Source organism: Limosilactobacillus coleohominis, from assembly GCF_016901675.1.
In the GTDB taxonomy this organism is placed as follows: Bacteria; Bacillota; Bacilli; order Lactobacillales; family Lactobacillaceae; genus Limosilactobacillus; species Limosilactobacillus intestinavium.
On sequence record NZ_JACJKU010000014.1, the window covers coordinates 1 to 19,118 of the forward strand.

The following is a 19,118-nucleotide window of genomic DNA, read 5'->3' on the forward strand; positions in this document are numbered from 1 at the left end:
AGGGCAATTACCGTGTGTGTATTTTTTGGGGTAATTGTCCTTTTTTATTGTCATCATATACAAAAACGGCACTGATGAAAACTCATCAGTACCGAATAGTGTAGAACCTCATTTTTTAACTCTCAATGTAGTACTGACATTGAGAGTTTTTTGTATGTCAATTGGAGACGGTGATTTTGTAGAGACAAAAGTAGAGAATTAAGCCTATTTCTGTTAAAATGAAAAAAGTATTGTAAAAATTAATTTAGTGGAGGACGATTTTGTTTTCTCAAAATAAAACAGCTGAAAAGCCACAATTCCAGATAAATATGGAAAAAATTCCACACCATATTGCAATTATTATGGACGGAAACGGTCGTTGGGCTCAAGCACGACATTTACCAAGAGTAGCAGGTCACCAACAGGGAATGGAAACGGTAAAAAAAGTAACCATTGCAGCTAGTGACCTTGGAGTTAAAGTTTTATCTTTATACGCATTTTCAACAGAAAATTGGAAAAGACCAGCACAAGAAGTTAACTTTCTAATGGATCTTCCCATTCGCTTTTTCAATAAGTTTGTACCTGATCTGGTAAAACATAATGTTAAAGTATCTGTTATGGGAGATATATCAAAACTTCCTGCTAAGACGCAGGTTGCTGTCCAGGATGCAATTCAAGATACGGCGGATTGTACGGGAATGATTTTAAACTTCGCGCTTAATTATGGTGGCCGTGATGAAATTAAACGTGCAACTCAAGAAATTGCAAAGGAAATTTCAACTGGTCAATTAAATCCTGATGAGATTACGGAGGACACCCTTGATCAACATATGATGAGTGCTAAGCTTGCACCATATAGTGATCCCGAACTATTAATTCGAACAAGTGGTGAACAAAGGCTAAGCAATTTTATGCTTTGGCAAGTCGCATATAGTGAATTTGTATTTATGGATGAACATTGGCCGGATTTTGATGGTGAATCATTGAAAAAAGCTATTAGTATTTTTCAACATCGTCATCGACGCTTTGGCGGATTAAAAAACAAGTAAAGATAGGTGTTAATTTTGAAAACAAGAGTTATTACTGCGATTGTTGGTTTGGCAATCTTTATTCCTTTAATACTGATTGGTCATTTGCCACTTCAATTAGCTGCAATTGTTTTAGGGATTGTTGCGATGAGTGAAATTTTGATTATGAAAAAGATGTTTTTAACTTCTTTTGCAGCAATCATGTCATATATTGGTGTTTTAATTATTACCATGCCTAAAAGTTGGTTGAGTTGGTTGCCCAGTCACTTTAATCGCTTGACTACTTTTTATGTAATTGTAATTTTGATTCTTTTACACACTGTGGTTCATAAGGGCCGCTTTAGTTTTGATGATGCAGGTGTATTAGTATTAGGAATGCTTTATATTGGGATGGGATTTAACGCATTTGTTCAAGCTCGTGCTGTTAGTTTCACAACGTTATTGTATGGAATGCTAATTGTTTGGTTAACTGATAGTGGAGCTTACATTTTTGGACGTCAATTTGGTAAGCATAAATTAGCGCCAAAAGTTAGTCCCCATAAAACGATCGAGGGTTCTGTATTAGGAACACTCTTTGCAACAATCGTGCTGGCAATTTATTTAGTATTCTTCCATGTTGGGTATGATAATTATGCCTTGATGGTACTAGCAACATTTGTCTTATCTATTTTTGGCCAGTTTGGTGATTTAATTGAATCAGCTCTGAAACGGTATTATGGTGTTAAAGATTCTGGTAAAATTTTGCCAGGACATGGTGGAATTTTGGACCGTTTTGACAGTATGTTAATGGTTATGCCAGCATTATACTTATTAGGGATTATTTAGTGGGGTGATTATTTGTTAATCACAATCATAACTTTCATAATTGTCTTTGGGATTTTGGTTTTAGTACATGAATTTGGCCATTATTATTTTGCCAAACGAGCTGGTATATTAGTACGTGAGTTTTCAATTGGAATGGGTCCAAAGATATGGTGGAATCATCGGAATGGAACTACGTATACGATTCGTTTGTTGCCCTTGGGCGGTTATGTGCGTTTAGCTGGTGGGGATGAAGATGATGATGAGACTCTTCGTCCAGGGACGCCGGTAACTTTACAGATGAATAATCAAAATGAAGTAGTAACTATTAATGCCAGTAATAAGACTACTTTGTTCCAAGGCCTGCCACTTCAAATTGTTGATAAAGATTTAGTAGATGAATTATGGATTTCTGGATACGTCAATGGTGATGAAAGTAAAGTTGAAACTTTCAATGTTAACCATGATGCTAATGTTATTGAACGGGATGGTACCGAGGTGAGAATAGCTCCTCGCGATGTTCAAATTAAATCTGCTAGTTTACCACACCGGATGATGACTAATTTTGCTGGGCCAATGAATAATTTTATTTTGGCGTTGGTGGTATTTGTGATCTTAGGTTTTACCTTGCCGGGTATTCCTACCAATAGTAATGAAATTGGTCGTGTTCAAACTTCATCTGTTGCTGCTAAAGCAGGGTTGCAAAGTGGTGATCGAATTACTAGAGTAAATGGACATCAAACTAAAAATTGGCAGGAAATGACTAGTGCCATTTCGAGTCAACCGGATAAGCAGATTACTGTTCAGTATCAACGTGATGGTAAAAAGAAAATGGTTAAAATGGTGCCACGTAAAGTAAAACGAGGCAAGCAAACTGTTGGGCAAATTGGTATTATGGAAGAACAACGGACAGATGTTAAGTCACGTTTGTCATATGGTTGGCACCAATTCGTATTGTCGGGAACATTAATTTTTAGCGTTCTAGGACATATGTTTACTCATGGATTTAGTTTGAATGATCTTGGTGGCCCTGTTGCAATTTACGCTGGGACCTCTCAAGCAACGTCCTTAGGTGTTAATGGAGTCCTAGCATTTTTAGCCATGTTATCAATTAACTTAGGAATTGTTAATCTATTACCAATCCCAGCGCTAGACGGTGGCAAATTAGTGTTAAATATTATCGAAGGTATTATTAGACGCCCAATTCCAGAAAAGGCGGAGGGCATTGTAACTTTGGTTGGATTTGCCTTTCTGCTACTTTTAATGATCCTGGTTACGTGGAATGATATTCAACGATATTTTATTAGGTAAAAGGAGTAATTTTTAACGATGAAGCAATCAAAAATTTTAATCCCAACAAGTAAGGAAGCACCAAGTGATGCGGAAGCTTTAAGTCATAAGATGATGGCTCGTGCTGGTTATATCTATCAAATTTCTTCTGGGGTTTGGTCATACTTACCAATGGGCTATCGTGTTATTCGTAAAATTGAAAAGATTATCCGTGAAGAAATGGATAAGATTGATGCTGTAGAAATGATGATGCCTGTAATGTTACCAGCTGATATTTGGAAACAAACAGGTCGTTACGAGGCATATGGTGATAATCTATTTAAATTTAGTGGACGGAATGATCGTGAATATGTTTTAGGACCAACTCATGAAGAATCATTCACTGAAGTCTTAAGAGATAGTATCAAATCATATAAGAAACTACCATTAGTAGTTTACCAACTACAAGATAAGTTCCGTGATGAAGCACGTCCTCGGTATGGTGTTTTACGGAGCAAAGAATTTGAAATGTTTGACGCCTATTCTTTTTCTGCGGACCAAGCAGGTTTAGATGCAGCTTACAATGATCAAGCAAAAGCATACCGCAATATTTTTGATCGAATTGGTTTGGACTATAAGGTGATCTTGGCTGATTCTGGTACTATTGGTGGGGATAACTCTCAAGAATTTTCAGCACCTGCTGAAGTTGGTGAAGATGTCATCGTTTACACTGATGGTGATTATGCTGCCAACTTGGAAAAGGCTACTTCTAAATTTACCGGTGTTCAGCAAACTGATGAACCGGCTGAATTAGTGAAGAAGCCAACCCCAGGAGCTCATACGGTTGATGAAGCTGCAGAAAGTTTAGGCATTGATGCAAACCAAATCTTGAAAGCGATGTTCTTTATGGCCAAAATGGGTGAAGACGATTATCAACCTGTCATGGTCTTGATGCGTGGTAATGATACCGTTAATGAAACGAAGGTTGCTAATGCTGTTGATTGTGAAGACTTGGAATTAGCAACTGAAGAACAAGCTCAAAAATACCTTGGTGCACATCCAGGTTCACTTGGCCCAGTAGGCGTAGGTGAAGATGTCAAAATTCTTGCTGATAATTATGTCAAAGTTTTGGTTAACATGGCGTGTGGTGCTAACGATGATGGACACCATTACGTTAATGCTAATATCGACCGTGATTTCCGGGTAGATGAATTTGGCGATTTCCGTACAGTTGAAGAGGGCGAAATTGCTCCTGATGGTAACCCAATTAAATTTACTAACGGAATTGAAATTGGTCACATCTTTAAACTTGGTACTGGGTACTCTGAAAAGATGGGTGCTCAGGTATTGAACGAAAATGGTCGGTTAGTAGATATGATCATGGGTTGTTACGGTATCGGTGTTAGTCGTCTGTTATCAGCGGTAGCGGAGCAAAATGCTGATGAATATGGATTAGTATGGCCAGACAGCATTGCACCATTTGATGTTCATGTTATTCCGGTAAATGCTAAGAAAAAGGATCAATTAGAGATGGCCGAACAGATTACCAAAGATCTTGAGGACTCAGGACTGGATGTATTGATTGATGATCGGAAAGAACGTGCTGGTGTTAAATTTGCTGACTCAGATTTGATTGGTATTCCATTAAGAGTAACCGTTGGTAAAAAAGCGAGCGAAGGAATTGTTGAAATTAAGATTCGCAAGACTGGTGAAACAGTTGAGGTTAAAGCTGAAGAAGTAAATAACACTGTACAAATTTTACTTAAGCAATTGGCTAACCAAGATGACTAATAAATAGGTAAATAGTAAGTTGATTTTAAAATGTGGTTAACGGATAATAATCTAGATTAACCGCATTTTTAATTTGAGGAGGAAGTTCAGTGGCTCTTAATGCAGAAGCAAAGTTGAATAAATTACTGGAACAAATTAACTACCAAGACCCCTCACTTAGTAACGGAAGTGTCGAAAATGTGATCGTCCATAAGAAATCGCGAATTTGGGAAATCCATTTACACTTTAGTCACGTATTACCTGCTGATGTTTATCGGGGACTAAGCAATAGTTTGCAGATGAGTTTTCATAACTTAGCAAATGCGAAGGTAAAACTTATCATCCGTACTTCAGATAATGAAAATGATCCTCAAAAAATTAGTGATTATTGGAGATTCTTGGCTCAACGAGAAGTCGGTAGTCGCGGAATGGGGTTTGAAATTGCAGAACAGACTATCCCCGAAGAAAATAATGGTCGAATTGAATTAGCATTAGAAAATGAACAAGTAAAAGAATTTGTTGCTAATAAATTCTTGGGTAAAATCGAACAGGCCTATCAACAAGCTGGTTTTGCGCCATTTCGTATCCATGCAATTGTAGACCAGACTGCATCGCAAGAAATGGTGAAGGAGTTAAAAGAAAAGCAACAAGAAGCTGATGCTGCACTAGTAAAAAAAGCACTAGCGAAAATTAAGACTGACCAAGCTAAACGCCAACAAAATGAAGAACGACAACTTCAGGTTGATGGGCCTGCACAAATTGGTAAGGAAATCAACCCAGCAGCTGAAGTTATGCAAATGGCCGAGATTACTGAAGAAGAGCGGAATGTCATTGTCGAGGGATACGTATTTTCTAAAGAAGTTAAGGAATTGCGTTCAGGACGGCAGTTAATGATCTTAGAGATTACTGACTATACGTCATCATTTGCAGTAAAGAAATTTTCACGTGGCAAAAAGGATGAAGCTCAATTTGGTGCAATTAATGAGGGGCAGTGGATTAAGGTTCGTGGCTCCGTCCAAGAAGATAGCTTTATGCGGGATTTGACTTTAAATGCCTTTGACATCAATGTTGTTTCGCATCCTAGTCGGCAAGATAAAGCGGCAAATGATGATAAACGAATTGAATTACATTTGCATACTAATATGTCAACTATGGATGCTACAAATTCAATTTCTGATTATGTTAAGCAGGCTATTAAGTGGGGACAACCTGCCATCGCAATCACTGATCATGCAGGTGTACAGGGATTCCCTGAGGCGTATAAAGCTGCTTACGATGGTAAAAATAAGAAGTACAACATTAAAATGCTCTATGGAGTGGAAGCAAACGTTGTCGATGATGGAATTCCATTAGTTTACAACGAAAACCATGATCATCTCCTTAACAGCACGTATGTCATTTTTGACGTGGAAACAACTGGACTTTCTGCGATTTATGATAAAGTTATTGAGTTGTCGGCAACCAAAATGAAAGATGGTAAAGTACTAGACCGTTTTGATGAATTTATTGACCCTGGTTTTCCTTTATCAGAACAAACGACAGAGTTAACGAGCATCACTGACGATATGGTTCAAGGATCAAAGACTGAAGAAGAAGTTTTCCAAATGTTTCAGGACTTCTGTAAGGGTTCAATAATCGCTGGGCACAATGTGTCCTTCGATATGGGATTTATGAATACCGGCTACCGTCGTCATAATATGCCGGAAATCACTCAACCAGTGATTGACACATTGCCTTTGGCTCGTTTTCTTTATCCTAATATGCGGGGTTATCGATTAAACACTTTAAGTAAAAAATTTAAAGTATCGTTGGAGCACCACCACCGTGCAAACTACGATGCTGAAGCCACGGGTCACCTGTTACATATATTCTTGAAAGATGCAGAAAAGCGGTACAAGATCGTATATGTGGATGATTTGAACAAGCACATGACTGATAATGGTTCTTACCGTCACGCACGACCATTTCATGTTACATTATTGGCCAAAAATCAGGCTGGCTTGAAGAATATGTACAAATTAGTCTCACAGGCTAACGTTAAGTATTTCTATCGAGTACCAAGAATTCCGCGAAGTGTCCTGGAGCGTTATCGTGAGGGATTACTAGTAGGTTCAGCGTGCTCCAGTGGTGAAGTGTTTACTGCAATGATGCAGAAAGGTTATGCGGAAGCTAAGGAAAAAGCTGAATTTTATGATTATTTGGAAGTTCAGCCGAAGCCAAACTATGCACCACTGTTGGAACAAAAAGTAATTTCAAGTGACCAACACCTTGAATCGATCATTAAGAATATGATTAAAGTTGGTAAAGAGTTGCATAAACCAGTAGTGGCTACTGGTGATGTTCATTACTCAAATCCTGAGGATGCGATTTATCGTAAAATCTTAATTAACTCTCAGGGTGGTGCTAATCCACTCAACAAGACTAAGCGTCCTGACGTTCACTTTAGAACTACAGATGAGATGCTAGAATTATTTGACTTTTTGCCATCTGAGGAAGCTCACGAAATTGTTGTAACTAATACCCATCAAATTGCAGATGAAATCGATGAAGATATTAGTCCGGTGGAAGATAAACTTTATACACCGCATATGAAAGGTGCAGAACAAGAAATCCAGGATCGTACGTGGGCTACTGCTAAAAAATGGTATGGTGATCCATTACCTAAGCTTGTTTATGATCGGGTTAAGTTAGAATTAGATAGTATTGTAAAAAATGGGTTCTCAGTAATTTACCTAATTGCTCAACGCTTGGTAGCAAAGTCCAACAAGGACGGATACTTGGTTGGTTCCCGGGGTTCAGTTGGGTCTAGTGTGGTAGCAACTCTTTCTGGTATTACTGAGGTTAATCCACTACCGCCGCATTATCGGTGTCCAAAGTGTCAGTATAATCACTTCTATACCAAGGGTGAGTATAGTTCCGGTTATGATTTGCCAGATAAAAAATGTCCTAAGTGTGGAACATTAATGATCAAAGACGGTCATGATATTCCATTCCAAACATTCTTAGGATTTAAAGGGAATAAGGTCCCAGATATTGACTTAAACTTCTCTGGTGACTATCAGCCAATTGCACATAATTATATGAAGGTATTATTTGGTGAGAAAAACGTATTTCGTGCCGGAACAATTGGTACTGTAGCTGATAAAACTGCTTACGGCTATGTTAAAGCGTACGAAAGAGATACGGATCAACAGTTCCGTGGTGCCGAGGAAGATCGCCTGGCTAAGGGAGCAACTGGTGTAAAAAGAACGACTGGTCAGCACCCTGCAGGGATCATCATTGTTCCAGATGATATGGACATCTATGATTTCACGCCAGTCCAGTACCCGGCTGATGACCAGCAAGCGGCTTGGGAAACAACGCACTTCGATTTCCATTCAATTCATGACAATATCTTAAAGATGGATATTCTGGGTCATGATGATCCAACGATGATTCGTGCTTTACAAGATTTATCCGGAATCAACCCAAAAACCATCCCAATGGATGACTCGGGAGTTATGAGCCTGTTCTCGAGTCCTGAAGCCTTAGGAGTAACAGAAGAGCAAATAAATTCAAAGACCGGGACCCTCGGACTTCCAGAATTCGGGACGCGCTTTGTTCGTGGCATGTTAGAGGATACTCATCCCAAGAATTATTCTCAATTATTACAAATTTCAGGATTATCTCATGGGACTGGTGTATGGTTGGATAACGCTCAGGAACTGATTAAGAACGGTGTAGCAACGATTGCGAACGTTATTGGATGTCGTGATAACATCATGACCGACCTTATTCACTACGGATTAGATTCTGAAACTTCATTCCAAGTCATGGAATCGGTTCGACATGGTCGTGGAATTCCGGACGAATGGCAGGTCAAAATGCATGAGGCCAATGTTCCACAATGGTATATTGATTCATGCTTAAAGATTAAGTACATGTTCCCACGAGCACACGCGGCTGCTTATGTTTTGATGGCTTTACGGATTGCGTACTTTAAAGTCTATTTCCCATTAACCTATTATTGTGCATTCTTCTCTGTACGGGCAGATGATTTTGATGTTGTGGCAATGGCACACGGCAAAAATGCAGTCAAAGCTGCCATGAAAGAAATCAACGATAAGGGAAATGATGCTTCAGCAAAGGAAAAGAGTTTATTAACAATCCTCGAATTAGCTAATGAAATGCTAGAACGTGGCTTTAAGTTTAAGATGGTCGATCTGGAAAGGTCAGATGCTTCAGATTGGTTAATTGATGGTGATACTTTGATTGCACCATTTAGGGCAATTCCAGGATTAGGAATTAATGTCGCTAAGCAAATTGTAGCGGCTCGTGAAGAAAAGCCATTCTTATCTAAAGAGGATCTTGCTGAACGTGGTAAAGTTTCGCAAACGATTATTAACTTTATGACAGATAATGGGGTTCTCGATGGGTTACCTGATCAAAACCAGCTGAGTTTGTTTGATCAGCTGTAAAACTTGTGTTTTATCAGTGTTAATGATATGATTAGATATGGTAAATGACTTCGGAGAGGGGTGAGCAGAGATGCTCGCTCTTTTTATTGCAATTAATTGGAGGTGACAATTTGAGCACTAAAGACGTTATTCAAACAGTAAATGATTTGGTTCAGCCAATTTTGGATGAACACAATTTCTATTTGTTTGATACTGAGTTTGTAAAAGAGGGGCATAGCTGGTACTTACGTGTTTACATTGATAAACAGGGTGGAATCACTTTAGAAGATTGTGTGAACGTAAGTGATCAATTAAGTGAAGCATTAGATAACTGTGATCCCGATCCTATTCCCCAAGCATACTTTTTGGAAGTTTCATCACCTGGTGCTGAACGGCCGCTAAAGACAGAAGAAGATTATCAAAAAGCTGTTGGCGAATATGTTCATATCTCACTTTATCAATCTATTGACGGAAAAAAGGTTTACGAAGGTGACTTAAAGCAGGTTACACCGGATGAATTGACGATTGATTATCTTGATAAAACACGTCATAAAGAATTAACTGTTCAACGTAAATTGATTGCTAAAGCACGACTAGCTGTGAAAATTTAAGAAGGAGAAAACTAGATCATGAGCACAAAGAAACAAAAAGCTGAATTGCTTGGTGCAATGGATGTACTAGAAAAAGAAAAAGGAATTAAAAAGGACGTTATTATTAACGCCTTAACTGATGCATTGGCTAATGCCTATCAAAAGAATTATGATGATAACAATGCTAATGTAGAAGTTAAAATTGATGAAAATACTGGTGACTTTAAGGTTTTTGCTACTAAAAAGGTAGTAGATGAAGTTACTAATCCAATTGAACAAATTAGTTTACGTGATGCAATGCATGTGAGTCATGGTTATGAAATTGGTGATGACTTTAAGGAAGAAGTCACACCTAAAGACTTTGGCCGAATTGCTGCTCAAACTGCTAAAAATGTTGTACTTCAACAGTTGCGAGAAGAAGAAAGACGGATTGTATATGAAAAGTACAATCGTCTTAAAGACGACTTAGTAGATGGTGAAGTAGCACGTGAAGATAATCGCTACATTTACATTAACCTCAATGGTGGAGTAGAGGCAGCGATGAACAAGCATGATCAAATGCCAAACGAACATTATCGGACTCATGATCACGTCCAAGTTTACGTTACCAGAGTATTGAAAGATACTAAGGGACCACAAGTCTTTGTTAGTCGGACAGCACCAGACCTTTTGAAGCGTCTTTTTGAAAAAGAAGTTCCAGAAATTAGTCAAGGAATTGTTGAAATCAAGGGTATCGTTCGTGAAGCAGGTGACCGGGCAAAGGTTGCAGTCTTCTCACGGGATAGCAATGTTGATCCAGTTGGAACGTGTGTTGGCCCACGTGGTTCACGTGTACAAACAATTGTTAACCAACTTGGTGGTGAAAACATTGACATTGTTAAGTATGAAGAAGAACCAGAAGACTTCATTCGCAATGCCCTCAACCCAGCAGAAGTTAAGGCAGTTATTTTTGATGCTAATAATGGCGAGGTTGAAGCTAATCAATCAAATGATGATGAAAATGAACCACGAGTTCACCGCGGATGTACAGTAGTTGTCCCAGATGACCAATTATCTTTAGCTATTGGTAAGCGGGGACAAAATGTGCGTTTAGCAGCTCAACTAACTGGTTACAAGATTGATATTAAACCATTGTCCGAAGCGGACGACGATAGTTTTGATTCTGATGATGTAGAAGAAGACGAAGATTAATTTGCAGCGGGGTGAAAAAGATGAAAAAGAGAAAAATACCGATGCGTAAAGATATTGTCACTGGTGAGATGATGCCTAAACGTCAACTCATTCGAGTTGTGAGAAACAAGGAAAACGAAGTTTCACTTGATCCAACTGGTAAGAAGCCAGGGCGTGGGGCATACGTGGCCGTAGATGTTAAAATCGCTGAAAAGGCTAAAAAAACACGCACTTTTGACAAGGTGTTTGATGTTACTCTTGATGATAGTTTTTACGATGAATTGATCAAGTATGCAGACCACGAGCAAGCACGACAAAAACTATTTGGCAATGAATAAAAAAGCTATTATTCAACTATTAGGTTTGACTCAACGGGCTGGACAATTAGTGACGGGTGAGAATTTAGTACTAAAAGCCATTCGCAATCAGAGTGCGCAATTTGTATTTATTGCTAACGATGCTAGTCAACCAACTATCAAGAAGTTCACTGATAAATGTAAATATTATCAAGTCGACAACAGCATAGTTCTCAGTCGTCAGGAAATTAGTAACGCGATCGGTCAATCTAGATCAGTTGCTGCAATTATTCAAAGTGGTTTTGCAAAGAAATTTAAAGCATTAACAGAAAAAATCAATTAAGGAGAGTGAGCATATGGCCAAGGAACGAATTTATGAATTAGCTAAAGAGCTCAAAATGCCAAGCAAACAACTTGTTAAATTGGCAAATGAACAAGGAATGAGTATCAAGAGCCACATGTCCTCGGTGACCCCAGAACAAGCTTCACAGTTACGGGCAGCAGCTAACAACAATACAGCTGCAACACCGAAAAACAATAAAAAAGTTTCTGATGATAACAAATCTAAGAAACATTCTGATAACCAACAAACTGCACAATCAAAAAAGCAGAAGTCATCAGAGCATAACAATAACGGCAAAAAACAAGTGGTGCGTAATCATGAAAACAACCAAAATTCCCACCACGAAGAAGTAAAGAATCGTCATTCCAAGAATGATGATAATAGAAACGAAAAGCACAGTAATAAGCAAAACAATGGGAACAATAATCAAAATCGTGCTCATTGGTTTGGCAACAAAAACAACAAGAAGAATAAGAAACGGAATAAGAAGAACCGTAATAATCAACGTATGAAACAAGTGACCTCAAAACAACCAACTCAGCGTAAGGATCGTCCACTCCCAGACGTGCTTGAATACACTGAAGGCATGAATGCACAAGACTTGGCCAAGATTTTGCACCGTTCTGCAGCTGAAATTGTTAAAAAGCTATTCATGTTAGGGGTTATGGTTAATCAAAACCAGTCCTTGGACAAGGATACCATTGAGCTATTGGCTGCTGATTATGGAATTGACGCAAAAGAAAAGGTTCAAGAAGACATTGCAGATCTTGATAAGTTCTTTGATGATGAACAAAAGAATCAAGAACACATGGTCCCACGACCACCAGTTGTTACTGTAATGGGACACGTTGATCATGGTAAGACAACCTTGTTGGATAAGATTCGTCACTCTCATGTTACAGAACATGAAGCCGGTGGAATTACTCAGGCAATTGGTGCTTACCAAGTACGCTACAATGATCAACTAATTACTTTCTTGGATACTCCAGGACACGCAGCATTCTCTGAAATGCGGGCGCGCGGTGCAAACATTACTGATATTACTGTTCTGGTTGTAGCAGCGGACGATGGTGTTATGCCACAAACAATTGAAGCTATTAATCACGCTAAAGCAGCTAAGACTCCAATTATTGTTGCAGTTAATAAAATTGATAAGCCAGGAGCAAATCCTGACCACGTAACTGAACAATTAACTGAATACGGCTTGGTTCCTGAAGATTGGGGTGGTGACACCATCTTCGTACAAATTTCTGCTAAGTTTGACAAGAATATTGATGAATTGTTAGATATGATTCTTCTTCAAGCTGAAATGATGGAATTAAAGGCTAACCCTGATCAAAGAGCTGCCGGTTCAGTTGTTGAAGCACGGTTGGATCAAGGACGTGGAGCAGTTGCTACATTGTTAGTTCAACAAGGAACAATGCATGTTGGTGACCCAATTGTTGTTGGTAATACTTTCGGACGTGTTCGTACTATGAACAACGAAAACGGTCGTCGGATTAAAACAGCAACTCCATCAACACCTGTTGAAATTACTGGATTAAACGATGTTCCACAGGCAGGGGATCGTTTCGTTGTATTTGAAGATGAAAAGACAGCGCGGGCAGCTGGTGAAGAACGTGCTAAACGTGCTCAAGAAGAAGAACGTGCACGAACTTCCCATGTTACTTTAGATAACCTCTTCGATACCATGAAGAAGGGGCAAATGAAGACCTTGCCAATCATTATTAAGGCTGACGTTCAAGGTTCAGTTGAAGCCCTGGCACAAAGTCTTCAAAAGATTGATGTTGACGGTGTTCGAGTTGATATTATTCACAAGGCAGTAGGTGCCATCAGTGAATCCGATGTTACGTTAGCCGAAGCTTCCAACGCGGTTATTATTGGTTTCAATGTTCGACCAACACCACTTGCTAAGTCAATGGCTGATTCCAATAACATTGATATTCGTTTACACCAGGTTATCTACAAAGCCATTGAAGAGGTTGAAGCAGCCATGAAAGGGATGCTGGAACCAGAATATAAAGAAGAAACTATCGGAGAAGTTGAAGTTAAGCAAATCTATAAAGCTTCTAAAGTGGGGACCATTGCTGGTGGAATGGTTACTACTGGTAAAATCACTCGTGACTCAAAGGTACGCTTAGTTCGTGACGGTGTGGTTATCTACGATGGTGAACTTGGCAGCTTGAAGCGCTTTAAGGATGATGCCAAGGAAGTTAAAGCCGGCTTTGAATGTGGTTTGACTATTGAAAACTACAATGACATTAAAGAAAATGATGTCATTGAAGCATATCAAATGAAGGAAATTCCTGTTAAGTAAGGAGGATTGGCATGCCTAATAAACGATACAGACCAGAACGGCTAGCACAAGAAATTCAACGTGAAGTTGATGATATTTTGTTAAAACGGGTGCGTGATCCGCGTGTCCAAAACATTACTGTTACTGATGTTGATGTAACGGGTGACTTGCAACAAGCAACAATTTATTACAGTTTGTTATCCGATAAAGCATCTGATGGTGAAAAAGCCCAGGCCGGATTGGATAAGGCAACTGGCTTGATTCGTAAAGAATTAGGTGCCCGCCTCAACATTTTTAAGACACCTGCAATTAAGTTTGAACGAGATCCATCAATTGCTTATGGTAATAGAATCGATGAATTAATTAAGAAACTTCATCAGGACAATCAACTTTAATTGTTTAAAAGAGGTTGTGGACGTTTCCCGCAACCTCTTTTCGTGTTGAAGGAGGATTATGATTATGAATGGTGTGTTACCACTTTATAAAGAACGTGGTATGACCAGTTTTGACTGTATTCGTCGATTAAGACAATTATTGCATACCAAAAAAATTGGTCATTCTGGGACCTTAGATCCTAACGTGAGTGGGGTTTTGCCGATTTGTATTGGAAATGCTACTAAACTGGTGCCTTATCTAATGGAGTCAGGAAAGGTCTATGCTGGAGAACTTTTGATCGGCGAAGCAACAACCACTGAAGACTTGGATGGTGAGGTAGTTGCAACTAAAGAAGTCTCATCACCAATTTCTGAAAGCCAAATACAGTTAGCCATGTCAGAATTAACAGGTAATATTACTCAAATCCCACCGATGTATTCTGCCGTTAAGGTCAATGGTAAAAGACTGTATGAGTATGCCCGTGCAGGAGAGACGGTAGAACGACCACAACGGCAGGTTACCATTAACAAGTTTGTAATGACCTCTAATCATTATGATGTAGAGCAACGACAACAGAGAGTCCGTTTTGAAGTGCATTGCTCCAAGGGAACTTATGTTAGAACATTAGCTGTTGATCTTGCCAAAAAACTTGGATATCCAGGGACAATGTCATCATTAACCAGATTAAAGAGTGGTGGTTTTGAACTAGACCAGACACTGAGCCTGGCAGATGTGGAAGAAGAGGTTAATAATCAAACAATTACTAATTATATTTTTCCCGCAAGGTTTGTTTTAAGAAACTATCCGCAAGTTGAATTGACAGACCAACAATGGAAATTAGTACAGAATGGTGGATGGCTAAAAGCAAAGCAACTGCACCATGATGAAAAAGAGCTTGTCTTGTTGTACGATGATGAGGCCAAGGCCATTTATCAAAAAAATGGGGTTAATTATAAACCAGCAACCATGATTTCAACTAAGTAGGAGGGTAACAATGAAAAGCATTCGGTTAAGCTATCCATTAAGTACAAATGAGGTCAAAGCTGGACCGGTTGTTTTAGCAATGGGCTTTTTTGATGGAGTCCACCGTGGACACCAGAAAGTAATTCGTACCGCAAAAGAACTTGCAAATGAGCGCCATCAACCATTGGCAGTCTTAACATACGATAAATTGCCGGCGATTGTTTTTAAAATGATGGAACAGCCAGTCCGATATTTAACTCCATTGAAAACGAAGCTCTCCTTATTTCAACAGTTAGGAGTTGACATTGCATACGTGATGAATTTTACTTCGGACGTTGCTGAATTGGCACCTCAAGAATTTGTTGATCAAGTACTGACAGCATTAAACCCTAGTATGGTAGTTGCCGGGTTTGACCATACATATGGGCCTGCTGATATTGCAAATATGGCGCTTTTACCAACATATGTTAACGGTAGATTCGATGTTTATACAGTGAATAAATTGTCCGAAGGTGCTGTTGATGAAAAAGTTAGTTCCACAAATATTCGAAAATTAGTTGATGAGGGACAAATTGGTCAAGCCAATCAACTCCTTGGCTATGAGTACACAACTACTGGCATTATTGTTCATGGTTTTGCTCGTGGAAGGACAATTGGCTTTCCTACTGCCAATGTTCAGTGGTACGAAAATGAGCGCATTCCGGCAGTTGGCGTGTACGCCGTAAGAATGAAAGTTCAAGGAAGATGGGTTGATGGAATGGCCAGCGTTGGCTTTAATGAAACTTTTGGACAAAATAAACGAATGACTATTGAGATTAATTTATTTAATTTCAATCATCATATTTATGGTGAGCATGTGACTGTTCAATGGGTTCAACGGTTGCGTGATGAAGTTAAATTTAGTAGTGTCCAAGAACTGATCAATCAATTAAAAAAGGATCAAACTACTAGTGAACAAATACTTGCGGACAATCAGTTTAGCGGAATTTCTGTAAAATAAGTTGTAAGAATTAAAAGACATATTGATTTTTGAATCATTTTTAACTACTATAAAGACTGGTCAAAATCGAATAATTAAGTATTTCAGAGAAAAGAGATTAAGGAGTGGATTAACTGTGTGTGGGTTTGCAGGAACAGTATCTGATAAGAAATTATATTCACCAGAACGGATGAGTGAAGCGGTTCATACGATGAATAATATGATTATTCATCGGGGGCCAGACGACTCAGGATATTTTCAAGATGATAATATTACGATGGGCTTTCGTCGGCTGAGCATTATTGACTTAACCGAAGCAGGGCACCAACCGATGCCATATGATAATGAACGCTACATGTTAACGTTTAATGGTGAAATCTATAACTATATTGAATTACGGGATGAATTAAAAAAGGATGGCTACACTTTTAAGAGTGATTCTGATTCTGAAGTAATTCTTGCAGGATATGACAAATGGGGAGTGGATGCTCCAAAGCATTTCCGTGGAATGTTTGCCTTTGTTATTTGGGATAGTCAAGAAAAGACGATGTTTGCGGCCAGAGATCAATTTGGTATTAAGCCTTTTTACTATGCCCAAGTTGGTGATCAACTTTTCTACGGTTCCGAAGAAAAAGCTTTATATCCTGTTTTACGTGAACAAGAATTTAATCATGATGCATTACAGGATTATATGACTTTCCAATATGTTCCGGAACCTGAGACAATGTCAAAAGACATCAAGGCATTGCTTCCAGGAATGTCATTAATTAAGAAGGTTGGGGAACCAGTTAAATTACAACGGTATTACGATACAACTTTCCATCCTGTTGAAAAATCAGAAGATGAGTATGCAAAAGAAGTTCGTGATGTTTTATTTGACTCTGTGAAGATTCACATGCGGTCAGATGTTCCTGTTGGTGCATTCCTATCAGGTGGGATTGATTCAACAATTGTTGTTTCAATTGCCAAACGATTTAATAATAACCTCAAAACTTTTTCTGTTGGTTTTCAACGGGAAGGCTACAGTGAATTAGATGTCGCTCAGGAAACTGCGGATATTTTAGGCGTTGAAAACTATAGCCATATTATTACTCCACAAGAGTTTATGAAGGCATTTCCATATTTTGTATGGGCAATGGATGATCCTTTGGCGGATCCTGCTGCAGTGCCTCAGTTCTTCTTGACTAAGACGGCTCGTGAACAAGTGAAAGTTGCTTTAACTGGTGAAGGCGCTGATGAGTTGTTTGGTGGTTACACTATTTATCATGAACCAATTTCCTTGCGACCATTTAAGTACACCAAGCCAATTAATGGTGCATTACATGCCATTAGTAAAATGATGCCTGAAGGAATGAAGGGTAAGTCATTCTTAATGCGTGGAACTGTTCCATTGGAAAAAAGGTATGTTGGGAATGCATTTATTTTTAACGAAGCAGAAAAGAAGCGCTTCTTTAAGAATTACAATGCTGATCATTCATACGCTAAAACGATGGCGCCATGGTACCAAGAAGCTCAGCAGTATGATCCAATCACTAAGATGCAGTTTATTGATATTCATGCATGGCTAAATGGTGACCTGTTGAGAAACGCTGACCGTACTTCTTTGGCTCATAGCCTTGAATTACGGACGCCATTTTTAGATAAAGAAGTTTTTGAAGTTGCTTCACAAATTCCAAGTCACTTACGGATTAAAGATGGTACTACCAAGCAGATCTTACGTAAGGCGGTTGAAGATGTCATTCCAGGACATGTTTTACATCGTAAAAAGCTTGGCTTCCCAGTACCAATTCGTTTCTGGTTAAAAGACGAAATGTACGATTGGGCTAAAGACATTATTAATAATTCACAAACTGACCAATTCTTTAATAAACAATACTTCTTACAATTATTGGAAGATCATCGTAAGGGTGTTAGAGATAATTCACGTAAGATTTGGACAATTTTGACCTTTATGACTTGGTACAAGCAATACATTGAAGATGCAGGTTCTAGCTTTAAATCACCATTTTAATTAACAAAGTTGAGGACACAAAATGGGAAAACTAATTGTGCAAAAGTTTGGTGGGACATCTGTCCAAGACCATACTTCACGTGACTTAGCCTTAGACCATGTTCAAAAGGCGTTAAATGATGGCTATAAAGTTGTGATGGTTGTTTCTGCAATGGGACGCAAGGGTAGCCCTTATGCAACCGACTCTTTGTTAAGTTTAGTTAGCTCAAATGGAGCCACAAAACTTAATCCTCAGGAATTAGACCAGTTGTTGGCAACGGGCGAATTAATTTCGATGTCTGTAATGCTTAATCAGGCTAGACAGCGTGGTATTAATGTTCAAGGCATGACAGGTGCGCAGGCTGGGATTATTACTAATGATGATTATCAAAATGCGCGAGTATTAAAAGTCGATAATAATGCTATTCAACAGGCTTTACTAACTGCGGATGTAGTGATTGTAGCCGGGTTCCAAGGAAAAACAATGGATGGTCATATTACGACATTAGGACGAGGCGGTTCAGACACATCCGCGACTGCGCTTGGTGCTGCGTTAAATGCCCAATATGTTGATATTTTTACAGACGTGAATGGTGTTATGGACAAAGATCCTAAAGAAAATTCTAATGCTCAAGTAATCCCTTTTTTAACCTACGATGAGATGGAAACGATGGCTCAAAACGGTGCAAAGGTAGTTCATCCGCGGGCTGTAAAAATTGCAATGAAAGCTCAAGTTCCATTTCGTGTCCGTTCAACATACCGGACTTCAGACCTTGGCTGTACAATTATTGGCAGTCCAAAAGTTTATAATAACTGAACAACATTAGGAAGGA

At 38.9% G+C, this 19,118-nt stretch carries 14 protein-coding genes and 2 pseudogenes; all 16 read left to right on the forward strand.

What is annotated here, in order from left to right; translation table 11 throughout:
- Window positions 1-308 precede the first annotated feature (308 nt).
- Window positions 309-1,028, forward strand: coding sequence for an isoprenyl transferase (locus H5975_RS02430; protein ID WP_239459469.1), 720 nt, complete (start codon window positions 309-311; stop codon window positions 1,026-1,028).
- A gap of 15 nt (window positions 1,029-1,043) precedes the next feature.
- Entirely contained in the window at window positions 1,044-1,832 is a 789-nt protein-coding gene (locus H5975_RS02435; RefSeq protein ID WP_204784737.1) for a phosphatidate cytidylyltransferase, read from the forward strand.
- A gap of 12 nt (window positions 1,833-1,844) precedes the next feature.
- Entirely contained in the window at window positions 1,845-3,119 is a 1,275-nt protein-coding gene (gene rseP, locus H5975_RS02440; protein WP_204784738.1) for an RIP metalloprotease RseP, read from the forward strand.
- A gap of 18 nt (window positions 3,120-3,137) precedes the next feature.
- The gene (locus H5975_RS02445; protein ID WP_204784739.1) at window positions 3,138-4,868 is read left to right on the forward strand and encodes a proline--tRNA ligase; all 1,731 of its coding nucleotides are present in this window, start codon (window positions 3,138-3,140) and stop codon (window positions 4,866-4,868) included.
- A gap of 89 nt (window positions 4,869-4,957) precedes the next feature.
- Entirely contained in the window at window positions 4,958-9,304 is a 4,347-nt protein-coding gene (locus H5975_RS02450) for a PolC-type DNA polymerase III (protein ID WP_204784740.1), read from the forward strand.
- Between the two features lie 110 nt (window positions 9,305-9,414).
- Window positions 9,415-9,894, forward strand: coding sequence for a ribosome maturation factor RimP (gene rimP / locus H5975_RS02455; RefSeq protein ID WP_239459464.1), 480 nt, complete (start codon window positions 9,415-9,417; stop codon window positions 9,892-9,894).
- Window positions 9,895-9,912: 18 nt separating this feature from the next.
- Window positions 9,913-11,064, forward strand: a complete 1,152-nt coding sequence (nusA, locus tag H5975_RS02460; protein WP_204784741.1) for a transcription termination factor NusA — start codon at window positions 9,913-9,915, stop codon at window positions 11,062-11,064.
- A gap of 20 nt (window positions 11,065-11,084) precedes the next feature.
- Window positions 11,085-11,381 (forward strand): RNase P modulator RnpM, encoded by a 297-nt coding sequence (gene rnpM, locus H5975_RS02465; protein ID WP_204784742.1) that lies wholly within the window; start codon window positions 11,085-11,087, stop codon window positions 11,379-11,381.
- Window positions 11,374-11,682, forward strand: a complete 309-nt coding sequence (locus H5975_RS02470) for a YlxQ-related RNA-binding protein (RefSeq protein ID WP_204784743.1) — start codon at window positions 11,374-11,376, stop codon at window positions 11,680-11,682. The genes rnpM and H5975_RS02470 overlap by 8 nt, the downstream gene beginning before the upstream one ends.
- A gap of 13 nt (window positions 11,683-11,695) precedes the next feature.
- Window positions 11,696-11,845, forward strand: a pseudogene (locus H5975_RS09250) (translation initiation factor IF-2 N-terminal domain-containing protein); the annotation flags it as partial.
- A gap of 243 nt (window positions 11,846-12,088) precedes the next feature.
- Window positions 12,089-13,999: pseudogene (gene infB, locus H5975_RS02475) on the forward strand (translation initiation factor IF-2); the annotation flags it as partial.
- A gap of 11 nt (window positions 14,000-14,010) precedes the next feature.
- Window positions 14,011-14,373, forward strand: a complete 363-nt coding sequence (rbfA, locus tag H5975_RS02480) for a 30S ribosome-binding factor RbfA (protein WP_178659524.1) — start codon at window positions 14,011-14,013, stop codon at window positions 14,371-14,373.
- 64 nt (window positions 14,374-14,437) lie between these two features.
- Window positions 14,438-15,337 carry a tRNA pseudouridine(55) synthase TruB gene (gene truB, locus H5975_RS02485; protein ID WP_204784745.1) on the forward strand — a complete coding sequence of 300 codons (900 nt, stop codon included), beginning with the start codon at window positions 14,438-14,440 and terminating at the stop codon, window positions 15,335-15,337.
- A 10-nt stretch (window positions 15,338-15,347) separates the two neighbouring features.
- Window positions 15,348-16,316 (forward strand): riboflavin biosynthesis protein RibF, encoded by a 969-nt coding sequence (gene ribF / locus H5975_RS02490; RefSeq protein WP_204784746.1) that lies wholly within the window; start codon window positions 15,348-15,350, stop codon window positions 16,314-16,316.
- A gap of 115 nt (window positions 16,317-16,431) precedes the next feature.
- The gene (gene asnB / locus H5975_RS02495) at window positions 16,432-18,306 is read left to right on the forward strand and encodes an asparagine synthase (glutamine-hydrolyzing) (RefSeq protein ID WP_204784747.1); all 1,875 of its coding nucleotides are present in this window, start codon (window positions 16,432-16,434) and stop codon (window positions 18,304-18,306) included.
- Window positions 18,307-18,328: 22 nt separating this feature from the next.
- Window positions 18,329-19,102, forward strand: a complete 774-nt coding sequence (locus tag H5975_RS02500) for a hypothetical protein (protein WP_204784748.1) — start codon at window positions 18,329-18,331, stop codon at window positions 19,100-19,102.
- Window positions 19,103-19,118: the final 16 nt, after the last annotated feature.

Coding starts and splice junctions, on each gene's coding strand:
- truB (WP_204784745.1), top strand. CDS start 14,438: ATGAATGGTGTGTTACCACTTTATAAAGAACGTGGTATGACCAGTTTT.
- ribF (WP_204784746.1), top strand. CDS start 15,348: ATGAAAAGCATTCGGTTAAGCTATCCATTAAGTACAAATGAGGTCAAA.
- rbfA (WP_178659524.1), top strand. CDS start 14,011: ATGCCTAATAAACGATACAGACCAGAACGGCTAGCACAAGAAATTCAA.
- H5975_RS02470 (WP_204784743.1), top strand. CDS start 11,374: ATGAATAAAAAAGCTATTATTCAACTATTAGGTTTGACTCAACGGGCT.
- H5975_RS02430 (WP_239459469.1), top strand. CDS start 309: ATGGAAAAAATTCCACACCATATTGCAATTATTATGGACGGAAACGGT.
- H5975_RS02445 (WP_204784739.1), top strand. CDS start 3,138: ATGAAGCAATCAAAAATTTTAATCCCAACAAGTAAGGAAGCACCAAGT.
- rnpM (WP_204784742.1), top strand. CDS start 11,085: ATGAAAAAGAGAAAAATACCGATGCGTAAAGATATTGTCACTGGTGAG.
- nusA (WP_204784741.1), top strand. CDS start 9,913: ATGAGCACAAAGAAACAAAAAGCTGAATTGCTTGGTGCAATGGATGTA.
- H5975_RS02500 (WP_204784748.1), top strand. CDS start 18,329: ATGGGAAAACTAATTGTGCAAAAGTTTGGTGGGACATCTGTCCAAGAC.